The following is a 13,905-nucleotide window of genomic DNA, read 5'->3' on the forward strand; positions in this document are numbered from 1 at the left end:
AGGTGCGGACCGGATGATTTCTGCTGAAGACCTGATTGCGCTGGTCCGCAACTACAACCCCAAGACAAATGCTGACCGCATCGCCCGTGCCTATGAGTTCGGAAGCCAGATGCATGAAGGTCAGTTCCGCCACTCTGGCGAACCTTATTTCACACATCCTGTTGCCGTGGCCGCCATCCTGACCGAACAGCGTCTGGATGATGCCACGATCATTACCGCACTGCTGCATGACACGATCGAGGATACCAAGGCCAATTACGGCAAGGTATCCGAGCTGTTCGGGGATGAAGTGGCCAAGCTGGTCGATGGCGTCACCAAGCTGACCAACCTGCAGCTGTCCAGCAGGGAAACCAAACAGGCCGAGAATTTTCGCAAGCTGTTCATGGCCATGTCCAAAGACTTGCGGGTCATTCTGGTCAAGCTGGCAGACCGTTTGCACAACATGCGCACGATCAAGGCGATGCGCCCCGAGAAACAGGTTCAAAAAGCGCGCGAGACGATGGATATCTACGCGCCACTTGCGGGCCGTATGGGGATGCAATGGATGCGCGAAGAACTGGAGGATCTGGCCTTCCGCGTGCTGAACCCCGAAGGTCGGCAGTCGATCATCCGGCGGTTTATTACTCTGCAACGGGAAACCGGCGATGTGATCCATCGGATCACCGGCGACATGCGCCTTGAATTGGACAAGGCTGGGATCGAAGCCGAGGTGTTCGGCCGAGCAAAAAAACCCTATTCAATCTGGCGCAAGATGCAGGAAAAGGATCAGGGCTTTTCGCGTCTGTCTGATATCTACGGGTTCCGCATCATCACCCAGACGGAAGAAGATTGTTACCGGACGCTGGGCGCGATCCACCAGCGCTGGCGCGCGGTGCCGGGACGGTTCAAGGACTATATCAGCCAGCCAAAATCGAACGGATACCGTTCGATTCACACCACCGTGTCGGGGCGGGATGGCAAACGGGTCGAGGTTCAGATCCGTACTCGCCAGATGCACGATGTGGCCGAGACGGGTGTGGCTGCGCACTGGTCGTACCGCGACGGGGTGCGGTCGGAAAACCCGTTCGCCGTCGATCCGGCCAAGTGGATCGCCAACCTGACTGAGCAATTCGATAGCGAGGATGATCACGAAGATTTCCTCGAAGCCGTCAAGCTTGAGATGTATTCGGACCAGGTGTTCTGCTTCACGCCCAAGGGCGATGTGGTGAAACTGCCGCGTGGGGCGACACCAATCGATTTCGCCTATGCGATCCATACGCGGATTGGCCATGCCTGTGTCGGGGCCAAGGTAGACGGTATCCGAGTGCCGCTGTGGACCCGGATCAAGAACGGCCAATCGGTTGATGTCATCACCGCAGACGGCCAAACCCCGCAAGTCACTTGGCTTGAGATTGCTGTCACCGGCAAGGCCCGCACCGCCATCCGACGCGCTCTGCGCGAGGTGGACCGCGAGCGTTTCATCAAATTGGGCAAAGAGCTGGCGCGCTCGGGGTTCGAACATGTGGGCCGAAAGGCGACGGACAAGGCGCTGGATACGGCGGCCAAGCATTTGCGTCTGAAGGACCGACACGAATTGTTGGCCCGATTGGGCAGTGCCGAACTGACGGCCCATGATGTGGTTACGGCCGTTTACCCTGAGCTTACGCAGGATGAAGGGGACGCGATCCCGCTGCGCCGCGCTGTGATTGGTCTTGAGCCGGGTCAGAAATTCGACCGGGCACCATGTTGTCAGCCCCTGCCGGGAGAGCGGATTGTCGGCATCACCTATCGTGGCAAAGGGGTGGTGGTGCATGCCATAGATTGTGACCGCCTGACAGAGTTTGAAGGCGAACCCGAACGTTGGGTGGATTTGCATTGGCACACGGGCACCCATCCGGCGGTCTATGGCGCGACGCTGGATCTGACCATTGGCAATGATGCGGGCGTACTGGGGCGTATTTGCACATTGATCGGTGAGAAAAAGGCCAATATCTCGAACCTTGAATTCGTCGACCGCAAACCGGATTTTTACCGTCTTCTGATCAATGTCGAACTGCGCGACCTTGAACAGCTTCATTCTTTGATGCTGATGCTTGAGGCAGAAAGCGATGTTGCTGCGGTCGAACGCTACAGAGACAGGACCAAGACCGCCGTGGCGGCTGGCTGAGAAGGGGTGATCAGGAGTGGTTTTCAAGCGCCGAGATCGACGCTCGCCTGTCCAGATCGCATCTGAATTCGTCTACCCCCGTGGCGGATGGACCCGCGCGTTCCACTATGTCAAACACCGCGTTCGCCGGTTGCCGGACTCTCCTGAACGTATCGCGCGTGGTATCGGGGCAGGGGTGTTCGCAGCGTTTACTCCATTCTACGGATTTCACTTCTTTATTGCGGCTTTGGCTGCGCGGCTGATCAACGGCAATATTCTGGCTGCGTTGAGCGGAACGTTTTTCGGAAACCCGCTCACTTACGTTCCGATTGGTGTCATCTGCCTTCAGGCCGGCCATTTCATTTTGGGAACCGAGTTTCAGGAGGGCGACACCCATGGACTTATGGGCAAGTTTGCCGACGCGCTGGGCGACCTCAAGGACAATTTCATTGCCATTTTCACGGATCGTATGGCTGATTGGTCCGGGTTGCGTATATTCTATGACGAAGTGTTCTTTCCCTATCTGATAGGGGGCATTCTGCCCGGTTTGCTGGCCGGGGCGATCTGCCACTATCTGAGCCTGCCTTTGATCCGAACCTACCAGCAGCGGCGGCGCGCCAAAATCAAAGCGAAATTTGACGAAATTCGCCGTTTGGCAGAATCCAAGCCTGCCGTTTCCGTTTCAAAACCACTAGGCTCGGGCCAGAATTCGGCAAAGGAATCAAGCGATGTCTGACAATCCCCTGCGTCTGGGCGTGAATATCGACCACGTGGCTACTGTGCGCAACGCGCGTGGCGGGGCGTATCCTGACCCTCTGCGCGCCGCGAAACTGGCCGAAGAGGCCGGGGCTGATGGCATTACAGCCCATCTGCGCGAAGATCGCCGCCATATCTCGGACGCGGATATTGACGGGTTGATGGAGGTTCTGTCGGTCCCGCTGAACTTTGAGATGGCGGCCACCCCCGAGATGCAGCAGATCGCCCTGCGGCACAAACCGCATGCAGTGTGTATCGTTCCCGAAAAGCGCGAGGAACGGACGACCGAGGGCGGTTTGGAAGTCGCGCGCGAGGAAAACAAGCTGGCCCATTTCATCGCCCCCCTGCGCGACGCGGGCTGCCGCGTCTCCATCTTCATCGCCGCCGACCAGCGCCAGATCGAAGCCGCGCATCGTATCGGTGCCGAGGTGATCGAACTGCACACTGGTGCTTATTGCGACGCCGTCTCCGAGGGTCACACAGACGTAGCCAACCAAGAGCTGAACAGCCTGCGCGAGATGTCCGCATTTGCCCATTCGCTTGGGTTGGAAGTCCACGCAGGCCATGGCCTGACTTATGACACGGTGCAGCCCGTCGCGGCTTTCCCTGAGGTGCGCGAGTTGAACATCGGCCACTTCTTGATCGGAGAGGCTATCTTTCGCGGCCTGACCCCGGCGATTGCCGAGATGCGACGGCTGATGGATGAGGCGCGGGCATGATAACATCCGGCTTCGTCGCCATTTGGTTGGCATGGTTGATGGCTGGCGGGTCTCCGGGGCCTGCCACAATGGGAATCGCCGGAACCGCTATGAACGAGGGGCGCCGCGCTGGTCTGGTCTTCGCCTTGGGTATTTGTGCGGGATCTGCTGCTTGGGGTGTCGCCGCCGCGCTCGGGCTTTCAGCTGTCATGCTGGCCAATATCTGGGTGTTCGAGGTTATCCGCTATTTCGGAGTTGCGTATCTGGGTTGGCTGGCATTCAAGGCACTTCGCCGGGCTATGAATTCGGATGAAGCCGCGTTAGGTCAACCTGTCACCGGTTCACTGCCCGTCATCTTTGCGAAAGGCGCGGGGATACATTTGACCAACCCCAAGGCAATCCTTAGCTGGGGCTCGATCTATGCAATTGTGGCGCCGAGCGACGCCAGCTTGCCGATGCTACTCGGCTATTTCGCCTTACTTTATGGAGGGTCTGTGCTGATCTTTGTAAGCTATGCGTTTCTGTTTTCATCCGATCGCATGGTTTGCACTTATCGCCGCGCCCGTCGCTGGTTTGACTTTGCCTTTGCCGGGTTCTTTGGATTGGCGAGCTATAAGATATTGACAGTCCGCTTTTCATGATCCTAGGCATCGGTACAGATCTCGCAAATATCGAGCGAATTCAGGGCACGCTCAACCGGTTCGGTGATCGGTTCCGCAACCGTGTCTTTACTGAAACAGAACAGCGCAAGGCGGAACACCGCGCCGATACGGCGGGCACCTATGCCAAACGCTGGGCCGCGAAAGAAGCGTGCTCCAAGGCGCTGGGCACCGGTCTGCGCATGGGTATCGCGTGGAAGGACATGTCAGTCACCAACCTGAAAACCGGTCAGCCTGTTATGCACGTGACTGGCTGGGCCGCCGAACGTCTTAAGGAAATGACCCCGGCCGGGCACGAGGCGATCATTCACGTCACCCTCACTGACGACCACCCTTGGGCGCAGGCTTTCGTGGTGATTGAGGCGCGCGCCATCACGAACGCAGCGGCCAGCCTTGACTAACCTCTCCGCGCCCCGCATGTAGCACCCCAACAAACCAAGGACCGGAGAGCAGTATGGCCGAGGACGTCAAAACCGGAAATCCCGTGTGGGAGACGATTAAAACCATCGTCTACGCATTGCTGATCGCAGGCGTTTTCCGGACACTGTTTTTTCAACCCTTCTGGATTCCGTCGGGCTCGATGAAACAGACCCTGCTGATCGGGGATTTCCTGTTCGTCAACAAGATGGCCTATGGTTATTCCTATGCCTCGTGCCCCAGTCTGATAATTCCCAGCGTTGGCTTGAATATCGATGCCGAGGATGTTTGCGGCTGGATGTCGGGTGACGATAACTCGCGCCTTTGGGCCGGAGATCCTGAACGCGGGGATGTCATTGTCTTCCGTCACCCTGTTACAGGGCGTGACTTCATCAAACGCCTGATTGGGTTGCCCGGTGATCGTATCCAGATCCGCGAAGGCCAGATCATCCTGAACGGTACGCCTGTTCCACAGCAACCAGATGGTGTTTTCACCGAAACCGCTTTACCACAGGGGCCGCAAGGTCTTCGTCCGCGATGTGAAAACGGCCCGGTCGGGATTGGGGCGATTTGCGAAAAGTCCCGGACGATCGAAACGTTGCCAAATGGCGTCTCTTACGACGTACTCAATATCGGCAACCAGGGATCCGACAACACCGGGATCTACACTGTTCCCGAAGGTCACTATTTCTTCATGGGCGACAACCGTGACAATTCCAGCGACAGCCGTTTGCCGCAATCTGCGGGTGGCGTGGGCTATGTGCCTTACGAAAACCTGATTGGTCGCGCAGATCGGATCATGTTCTCTTCCGCTGGCCGGTCGATGCTGTTCTTCTGGACGTGGCGGAGTGACCGGTTCTTCAAGGCGGTCAAGTGAAGCTTTCTGCCGAGATAAAGTCTTTTCAGCATCGGTTGGGCTACACGTTCTCCAACCCTGAGCTGCTTGTTCGCGCGTTGACTCATGGCTCAGTCTCGTCCTCAACCCGACCGGATAATCAGCGGTTAGAGTTTTTGGGCGACCGTGTATTGGGGTTGGTTATGGCTACGGCCTTGCTGGAGGCCGACAAAAAGGCAACTGAGGGTCAACTCGCTCCGCGATTCAATGCGTTGGTCCGAAAAGAAGCCTGCGCCGATGTCGCGCGGCAGATCGACCTTGGGGCGGTTCTGAAACTGGGCCGATCTGAGATGCTGTCAGGGGGTCGTCGCAAACAGGCACTGTTGGGCGACGCGATGGAGGCGGTCATCGCCGCAATCTACCGCGATGCCGGGTTCGAAGCGGCGCGGGACGTGATCATTGCTTTGTGGGGCGATCGCATCCATTCGGTCGAAGCAGATGCGCGCGATGCCAAAACGTCTCTTCAGGAATGGGCGCAGGCACGGGGTCAGAAACCCCCATCTTATGTTGAGGTCAAACGCAGCGGACCCGATCACGCCCCCGTATTCACGATCGCCGCACGTTTGCAGGACGGTACAGAGGCGCAAGCCACTGCCGGCTCAAAACGCCAGGCGGAACAGGCGGCGGCCAAAACGCTGCTCGATCAGTTAACAAAGTAACGTCTTCGACGGGCCAAGGATCCATTTTGATCTGGCCAAAATACTTCGGGTGAGGGGGCTGGCCCCCTGCGATCGGATTGGCGTAGCCAATTCGACCCTCAAACAACCCGAATGAAGCCCGTCAGCCCTGTTTTCTGATGTTCGATCACATGGCAATGAAACGCCCAGTCCCCCACATTGTCCGCCACAAGGGCGATATCGACCGTCTCATCCTTCAACAAAAGCATTGTGTCGGTCACCAAAGGCGGCAAGGTCCGAAGGTTCGACGTCAATGGAACAAATGCCAGTCCATGCAAATGGATCGGATGCAGGTTCGGTGACTCGTTCCGCAGCCGCAGGACATAACTTTTGCCCTGTTCCAGCGTTGCAAGGGGACCGACACCGGGCGCTGCGTCTCCGGGCCAAGGGGTGCGGTTGATCGACCAGAAATTATACCCCAATGATCCGCAGAACCCGTTGATCGGCTCACCGCCTTCTGGCGTCCAACCAAATACGAACTCGTGTAACTCGGACCGGTCCAAATCCGGTTTAGCAACCGGGTTCATCGGCAGAGGCCGCAAGCCCCGTAGATCACGAGCCATATTCCGGCCAATCGCCCGCAACTGCGACATCGAACGAGGGGGCTGTCCGGGAAATTTGGCGATCAAATCCACCGTCTGCCCTTCGGTCGCGGGCATTTGCACCGCAAAATCCACCCGCTGGCCCGGCCCTAGCAATAAAGGCGCATCCGCACCGGGCAAGGGTAGGTCTATTTCAACCGGGTGACCGTCCCAGGCAATGATCCGAGCTTTGCTGCTGCTGAGATGCAGTTTGTAGATCCGGGTTGTGTCTGTGTTGACCACACGCATTCGTACAAGACCGCCTGCAGCATGATCGTAGACCGGGCTCTGCAGCCAATTCGCGGTTTGCACATTGCCAAACGTACCCGCCCGGGCTGCCCCGCGCGCCGTGTAGGCAGGCAGAAAGGCCCCGTCCTCATCCAGCCGGAAATCGCGCAGGTTCACCACCTGCTCGCTGTCAAAACCGGGGTCTTCCGCCTCGGCAATCACCATCACGCCGGTCAGGCCATGGGCCATCTGCTCCATTGTCATGCAATGAGGGTGATACCAATAGGTGCCTGCGTCCGGGGGCGTGAACTCATACGCAAACACTTCATCCGGTCCGATGGGCATTTGCGTCAGATAGGGAACCCCGTCCATCCCGTTCGGGATGCGCAGCCCATGCCAATGCATCGCCGTATAGTCCGGTAGCGTATTGCGTACCGGCAGGCGCATGACCTCACCCTGTTTGCCATGCAGCACGGGTGGCGGAGCATCCGGGGACAGGCTGACCATGCCGTCCGTGACCTGCTCTCGCAGCGCAAAGCGCGCGGGTTGCACGACCAACTCCTGCGGGGAGGCAGCCAACCCGAAACCTCCAAGACTAAATGCGCCGGCGGCGGCACCGCTGCTCAGAAAAAACTCACGACGGTTCATCTTTGCCTCATTTAAATGGGGGATCGCTTGGCTGGGATCGGCGCCGCGTGACTTAGTGTTGCCATCGGGGGCGCATGGCCGCAATGCGACAAATCCCTCTGGCCCGCGGGACCTTTCTGCTATAGGGGTGCGCACTTGCAAACAGGATCGCAGCACACATGACCACACGCGCCGGATTTATCGCCCTGATCGGAGAGCCCAACGCAGGCAAATCCACCCTTTTGAACCGCATGGTTGGGGCCAAAGTCTCGATCGTGACGCATAAGGTGCAAACCACGCGTGCGCGCATTCGCGGCGTCGCGATGGAGGGCGAGGCCCAGTTGGTCTTTGTTGACACGCCGGGTCTTTTCAAGCCGCGCCGTCGTCTGGACCGAGCCATGGTCGCCGCCGCCTGGGGCGGGGCCGCCGATGCGGATGTCGTCGTTTTGATGGTCGAGGCCCATCGCGGCATCACCGAAGGGGTCGAACGTATTCTGGAAGGTCTGGAAGAGATCGGACAGGGCCGCACCGTCGCTCTGGCCATCAACAAGATCGACAAAGTACCATCCGAGAAACTGCTGGCCCTGACCAGCGACCTGAACGCGCGCTATCCGTTTGCTGAAACCTTCATGATCTCGGCCGAAAAAGGCCACGGCGTCGACGATCTGCGAAAATGGCTTGCGGGCGAACTGCCCGAAGGCCCGTGGCTCTACCCCGAGGATCAGATCGCCGATCTGCCCCTGCGCATGATTGCCGCCGAGATGACGCGCGAGAAACTGACCCTGCGTCTGCATCAGGAACTGCCCTATCAACTGACCGTCGAGACCGAGAACTGGGAAGAGCGCAAGGACGGATCGGCCAAAATCGATCAGGTCATCTATGTCATGCGCGACGGCCACAAGGGCATCGTTCTGGGTAAACGCGGTGAGACGATCAAAGCGGTTAGCCAAGCCGCGCGTGCCGAGTTGGAAGAGTTTCTGGACCGCAAGATCCACCTGTTCCTGCAGGTGAAAGTCCGCCCGAACTGGTTGGAGGAATCCGAGCGCTATTCGGAAATGGGCCTGGAATTCAAAGACGGCAACGCATGAGCGTTACTAAGAGTTTTCGTCCGAAATTATTGGCGCGGTTTCAAAGGAGCGCGCCATGACCCGTCTGACAGCTGAATTTTGGGTTCACGCCTATCTGGCTCGGCTGCGGTTTCAAGAAATTCCTGCGTTTGTCGTCGCTCACGGTGACAACACAGCCGGTGCTGTGCTGGTCAAGCTCAACACGCTTGACGGTCAGGCGATCGCTTTTCAACGTAGTTTTGACCTAATGAGCGGCGAGCGCACATGGGTCGAACTGTCTGCGGGACAAGAAACCGACGTAGACGTCGCCATTGCGCGACAGCGCAGTTTTGATCCTGACCTTTGGGTGATAGAGGTCGAGGATCGGCAAGGACGTCATCTGCTGGGGGAAGAGGGGCTCGAATAATCCCCTTGTGGTCTGGCGAAGAAAGTCAAACATTCTATTTTCATTGTGCGTTCTGCAGGAGATGCAGAACTGCTATTTGAGACTGTGCCCTGTTTTCAAAAGGTTGGAGCGGATGAAAACTTTCCTGTCAACGTTGTGCGGGACCGCGTTGTTTTTGAGCATATCCGCGACCGTGTCTTCGGCACAACCAAGGGTGGGATGGGTCTATCAACTTGAGGGGCTGGCGGCTTTTCAGGGCGATGCGAGCTTGGATGATGGAGGAGAGTTTTCGGCCAATCGCTCTTTTTTGCGCGCGACGGCGCTGTACAATTTGGACGCAGGAACCTCGGTTGGGCTGTCGACCAGTTTTGGTAGGTTCGACTACAATTTCAGTGAAGCCGAAAACCAACCTTGGGAAGACATTCGCGACATTCGGTTTTCCGTGCCCGTGCGATTTCGCGTAGGCAATACCGCAACTGTTTTCGTGTCTCCGCAGGTGCGCTGGGATTACCAGAGCGGGGCTTCGGCCTCGGACGGGCGGACCTATGGCGTGTTCGCAGGTATCGCATGGAAGTTGAATGAGCGTTTGACGATTGGCCCCGCGTTTGGTGCGTTTTCCCAGCTGGAGGATGACGGGACCGAGCTTTTCCCGGCGTTGTTGGTCGATTGGGACATCAATGACCGTTGGAACCTGAACACTGGTTCGGGCATTGGGGCGACGCAAGGTCCGGGGCTAACCCTCAGCTATGCGCTGAGCGATGAAATGAACCTGTCGCTCTCGGCTCGGTCTGAACGGATACGGTTCCGGTTGGATGGGGATGGACTGGCACCTGACGGGGTTGGTGAAGACAAAAGCATCCCCATTGTTCTGGCCTTCGGCTATGCCCCGAATCCCGGCGTATCTCTGAATGTTTTCGCTGGCGCTGAGCTGGACGGGCGTCTGACGCTGGACGATCGCAATGGCAATGAGCTCAGTCGCCAGGAATATGATACAGCACCTTTGGTTGGACTGGCAGTCCGACTGCGGTTCTGACTGGACCTGTTCCCGCTTGCTTAATTTAGCCACCTGCGTTCTGTTGCGGCGACAAGGGGGCGCAATATAAGGCAGATTATTGGACTGGCGCGATCATGGCATACTTCTGACGACACGCCGACATGGTGAAACATCGGCGATCATCGAGGTCTTTACCGAAGGCCATGGTCGCCATGCCGGTGTCGTGCGCGGTGGGACCAGCCGGAAGACTGCGCCAATCCTGCAGCCGGGCGCGCAGCTGGATGTGCTTTGGCGCGCGCGGCTCGAAGAGCATATAGGCACGTTTCAGGTAGAACCCCTGCGGTCTCGTGCAGCGGCGGCGTTTTCGGGGCGGCTGGCACTGGCGGGCTTAAACGCGGTCGTGGCACTTTTGGCCTTCTGCCTGCCCGAACGGGAACCCCACCCGGTCATCTACAAACAAACCGAACGGTTGATGGACCTGCTGGGACAGGATGATGTATGGCCTCTGGCCTATTTGCGATGGGAATCGGCCATGCTTGAAGAGTTGGGCTTTGGTCTTGATCTGACCGCTTGTGCCGTTACCGGGGCGGTCGAAGATCTGATCTATGTCTCTCCGAAATCTGGCCGCGCGGTTAGTGAGAAAGGGGCGGGGGAATGGGCGGATAAGCTTTTGCCACTGCCCCCATGCCTGCGCGGCGAGGGGGCCGCGCCGGATCCCGAAATTGCGGAGGCACTGCGCACCACCGGGTATTTTCTAGAGCACCGGGTCGCGCCGTCCCTCGGTCATCGCCCGCTGCCTGAAGCGCGGGCGCGGTTTGTCGAGCAGTTTACTCGGCGGCTTTGAACACCATCTCGTGGCCGTCCTCGTTCCGCAGGATCAAAACATCTCCGGCCACTTCAGACTGTGTCATGGCGATCAGAGCGGCGAAATAGTATCCTTCGGCTTCCAGCCCCGCGCACGCTGCGCGGGTGGCGGTCAATCCGGTCACTTCAAACCAGGGATATGGGGCGCTTAGGGTGCCGCTGTAGCTGTTGCACGGGGCGTTGCCCGCAATCTTCCCGTCTTCCGTAAAACGCAGCAAAGCGCTGGCTTCATATGGCTGACCGTCGATCTCTTGCAGCGCCCATGTTCTATCCGCCGCACCATAGGCGGCGACGGTTTCGTCCCTGTCGCATTGAAACAGTGCCATGAAGGGCAGGATCAGGGTTAGTCGCATCATATGATCAAGTTATTCCAGCACAGGCCAAACTGAACAGGTCTTAAAACGGGTTCTCGCCGCTAAGCAGTTCGGCCCGTACTTCGCTGCGAGGGCGCCAGTTGTATCTTGTGTCCTCGCGTGTCGGAGCCCAGGTCAGCGCGCCGCTGTTGCGCCATGGATCAAGGATCAGCCCATCATACATCGAAGCCCCCTTGGCGCTGATCAGCGCAGTATGGTGGATAATGCGAAATGCCGTGGGGGGCGAAGTCGCCCAATGCAAATCCAAAGTCTCGAAATTCTCTTGCCGAAGCCGGGCCGTCATGGCTTCGGCCCAATCGTTGCACAGGCCCTTCTCGCGCAGGCCATTGATGACCTTGGCGTTGTGAATGATGGCTGGATCGGTCACGTTCCATTCCTGCGCCAAACGGCTTGAGTATGTGTACGCGATTTCAGCGGCTTGCTGCGCTTCGACAGGGTCGACGTTGGGGCCGAGGTCGCGGATAGCCAGCGCCAGTTCGTCTATGTCGTTCTGGCCAGCGGCTGGGTATTGCTTGGCGCAGCCTCCTAGCGCCATAGCCACTATTACTGCGAGGCAGGCCAGAATAGATCGCATCATGTTGTGTAATTTCCTGTTCACTGTCCCGGTTGATGTAACCGTATTCATGGCATCGTGGTAGTGAGAAATTCCGGGCGTTGGCGAAACTGGGCCTATGTCATTCGCAAAAAAGACCCGGCGCGCGCGCCGGGTCAAGTTGGGGAAACAGGGCTACCTTTTAGATCAACCCAGCAAACGCCGAGCGATGACCTGTGCCTGAATTTCGGCAGCCCCTTCGAAAATGTTCAGGATGCGCGCATCACACAGAACGCGGCTGATCTTGTATTCCAGTGCAAACCCGTTGCCGCCGTGAATCTGCAGGCCATTATCCGCAGCAGCCCACGCAACCCGTGCACCCAGCAGCTTGGCCATGCCGGCCTCAAGATCGCAGCGATGTCCGTTGTCCTTTTCCCACGCGCTGAAATAGGTCAGCTGGCGAGCAATCATAATCTCGACCGCCATCATCGCCAGCTTGCCCGAGACGCGGGGGAAGTTGATCAGCGACTTGCCGAACTGCTTGCGATCCTGCGCGTATTGCATGGCGATATCCAGCGCGCTTTGGGCCACACCGATGGCGCGGGCAGCGGTCTGGATGCGGGCAGATTCGAAGGTCTCCATCAGCTGTTTAAAGCCTTTGCCCTCTTCTCCGCCCAATAGGTTCTCACCCTTGACCTTGAAGCCGTCAAAGCCCAGCTCGTATTCCTTCATGCCGCGATAGCCCAGAACCTCGATCTCGCCGCCGGTCATGCCGGGGGTGGGGAAGGGGGCCTCGTCCGTGCCGGGAGTTTTCTCGGCCAGGAACATCGACAACCCGCGGTGGTCAGAGCTGTCGGGGTTGGTGCGGGCCAGCAGGGTCATCACATGGGTGCGGGCCGCGTGTGTGATCCAGGTCTTGTTGCCGGTGATCTCATAATCGCCGTCGGCGTTCTTGACCGCGCGGGTGCGCAGGCTGCCAAGGTCCGATCCGGTGTTGGGCTCGGTGAACACGGCGGTGGGCAGAATCTCGGCGCTGGCGAGTTTTGGCAGCCAGTTGGCCTTTTGCTCATCCGTGCCGCCAGCTATGATCAGCTCGGCCGCGATCTCGGACCGGGTGCCCAACGAACCCACGCCAATATAGCCGCGCGACAGTTCCTCGGACACCACACACATCGAGGCTTTGGACAGGCCAAACCCGCCGAATTCCTCGGGGATCGTCAGGCCAAAGACGCCCATCTCAGCCAGTTCCTCGATGATTTCCATCGGGATCAGCTCATCTTTCAGGTGCCACTCATGGGCGTGCGGTTCGACCTTTTCGACCGCATAACGGCGGAACTGGTCGCGGATCATTTCCAGTTCTTCGTCCAGACCCGAAGCCCCGAACATGGTGGCGCCGGATTGATCTTCCATCAATTCTACAAGGCGACTGCGGGCGGCTTGCGTATTGCCACCTTGGGTCAGGGTCATCACCTCGGGGATCATCAACGCGCGCATATCATCTTGGCTGAGGCCAAGATCCTGCAGGCGAACGATTTCACCCTGATTCATTTGGATGCCGCCATAGACCTGCCACAGGTATTCGCCGAACGCGATTTGATGCAGCAGCTGTTCGATTTCACCAAACTTGCCATCACGGTCCAACGTCTCGGCCCAACGCTGCATCTGTTGCAGCGACTGACTGTAGGTGGCCAACCACGCGAGGCCATGAGCGGCCGTTTGGTTGGCTTCGATCAACGCACCGGACACGCGACCCTCGACAGTCACCATCTCGCGCACAGTTTCACGCGCGCGGTCGAACACAGCTTCGACTGCCGGGACTGCGGCGCGGGTCAGTGTCAGAAGGTCGGGCAAAATCGCGGATGCTGTCATCTGGGTCATATCCTGTCCGTCATGGGCCATGAATCAAGTCCTTTTCTGGGTCGATTGGTCATACCATGCTGCACGTGCAGCGCAACAAAAATACGAATTACGTTGCGAAATAGTTCAAAAATTTCTTACGCAGTTTTGCGATGCAGAATTTTTCAGG

At 58.2% G+C, this 13,905-nt stretch carries 15 protein-coding genes; 11 read left to right on the top strand and 4 right to left on the bottom strand.

The features are described 5' to 3' along the window. The first annotated feature begins 13 nt into the window (after positions 1–13). The 7 genes from J7380_RS19380 to rnc are packed head-to-tail and all read left to right on the top strand — an operon-like array spanning position 14 to position 6,209. Positions 14–2,146, top strand: a complete 2,133-nt coding sequence (locus J7380_RS19380) for a bifunctional (p)ppGpp synthetase/guanosine-3',5'-bis(diphosphate) 3'-pyrophosphohydrolase (protein WP_209198198.1) — start codon at positions 14–16, stop codon at positions 2,144–2,146. 16 nt (positions 2,147–2,162) lie between these two features. Then, a complete protein-coding gene (locus J7380_RS19385) occupies positions 2,163–2,861 on the top strand; it encodes a DUF2062 domain-containing protein (protein ID WP_209198200.1) in 699 nt (232 codons plus the stop codon). Next, positions 2,854–3,600 (top strand): pyridoxine 5'-phosphate synthase, encoded by a 747-nt coding sequence (locus J7380_RS19390; RefSeq protein ID WP_209198202.1) that lies wholly within the window; start codon positions 2,854–2,856, stop codon positions 3,598–3,600. The genes J7380_RS19385 and J7380_RS19390 overlap by 8 nt, the downstream gene beginning before the upstream one ends. Then, positions 3,597–4,220: a LysE family translocator gene (locus J7380_RS19395; RefSeq protein WP_209198203.1), complete on the top strand. Its 624-nt coding sequence runs from the start codon at positions 3,597–3,599 to the stop codon at positions 4,218–4,220. The genes J7380_RS19390 and J7380_RS19395 overlap by 4 nt, the downstream gene beginning before the upstream one ends. Then, positions 4,217–4,639, top strand: coding sequence for a holo-ACP synthase (acpS, locus tag J7380_RS19400; protein ID WP_209198214.1), 423 nt, complete (start codon positions 4,217–4,219; stop codon positions 4,637–4,639). The genes J7380_RS19395 and acpS overlap by 4 nt, the downstream gene beginning before the upstream one ends. Positions 4,640–4,692: 53 nt before the next feature. Continuing rightward, entirely contained in the window at positions 4,693–5,532 is an 840-nt protein-coding gene (gene lepB, locus J7380_RS19405; RefSeq protein WP_170356730.1) for a signal peptidase I, read from the top strand. Further along, complete coding sequence (rnc, locus tag J7380_RS19410; protein ID WP_209198216.1) at positions 5,529–6,209, top strand: ribonuclease III; 681 nt, start codon at positions 5,529–5,531, stop codon at positions 6,207–6,209. The genes lepB and rnc overlap by 4 nt, the downstream gene beginning before the upstream one ends. Positions 6,210–6,307: 98 nt before the next feature. On the opposite strand, the gene J7380_RS19415 is transcribed toward rnc, so the two are convergent. Next, positions 6,308–7,684, bottom strand: a complete 1,377-nt coding sequence (locus J7380_RS19415) for a multicopper oxidase family protein (protein WP_209198218.1) — start codon at positions 7,682–7,684, stop codon at positions 6,308–6,310. Positions 7,685–7,842: 158 nt separating this feature from the next. On the opposite strand from J7380_RS19415, the gene era reads away from it, so the two are divergent. The 4 genes from era (at position 7,843) to recO (ending at position 10,953) form a co-directional block, all read left to right on the top strand. Then, entirely contained in the window at positions 7,843–8,751 is a 909-nt protein-coding gene (gene era / locus J7380_RS19420) for a GTPase Era (protein ID WP_209198220.1), read from the top strand. 55 nt (positions 8,752–8,806) lie between these two features. Beyond that, positions 8,807–9,136 carry a DUF1491 family protein gene (locus J7380_RS19425; protein WP_209198226.1) on the top strand — a complete coding sequence of 110 codons (330 nt, stop codon included), beginning with the start codon at positions 8,807–8,809 and terminating at the stop codon, positions 9,134–9,136. Positions 9,137–9,290: 154 nt separating this feature from the next. Then, entirely contained in the window at positions 9,291–10,148 is an 858-nt protein-coding gene (locus J7380_RS19430; protein ID WP_247742658.1) for a hypothetical protein, read from the top strand. Between the two features lie 79 nt (positions 10,149–10,227). After that, positions 10,228–10,953 carry a DNA repair protein RecO gene (gene recO / locus J7380_RS19435; protein WP_209198231.1) on the top strand — a complete coding sequence of 242 codons (726 nt, stop codon included), beginning with the start codon at positions 10,228–10,230 and terminating at the stop codon, positions 10,951–10,953. On the opposite strand, the gene J7380_RS19440 is transcribed toward recO, so the two are convergent. The 3 genes from J7380_RS19440 to J7380_RS19450 form a co-directional block, all read right to left on the bottom strand. Then, positions 10,937–11,329: an META domain-containing protein gene (locus J7380_RS19440; RefSeq protein ID WP_209198233.1), complete on the bottom strand. Its 393-nt coding sequence runs from the start codon at positions 11,327–11,329 to the stop codon at positions 10,937–10,939. The two genes, recO and J7380_RS19440, sit on opposite strands and share 17 nt — an antisense overlap. 40 nt (positions 11,330–11,369) lie before the next feature. Further along, a complete protein-coding gene (locus tag J7380_RS19445; protein ID WP_348539131.1) occupies positions 11,370–11,924 on the bottom strand; it encodes a hypothetical protein in 555 nt (184 codons plus the stop codon). A gap of 162 nt (positions 11,925–12,086) precedes the next feature. Then, positions 12,087–13,778 carry an acyl-CoA dehydrogenase family protein gene (locus J7380_RS19450; RefSeq protein ID WP_209198235.1) on the bottom strand — a complete coding sequence of 564 codons (1,692 nt, stop codon included), beginning with the start codon at positions 13,776–13,778 and terminating at the stop codon, positions 12,087–12,089. Between the last annotated feature and the right edge of the window lie 127 nt (positions 13,779–13,905).

It is taken from the genome of Ruegeria sp. R8_1 (assembly GCF_017743815.1).
GTDB classification, from domain to species: domain Bacteria; phylum Pseudomonadota; class Alphaproteobacteria; order Rhodobacterales; family Rhodobacteraceae; genus Ruegeria; species Ruegeria lacuscaerulensis_A.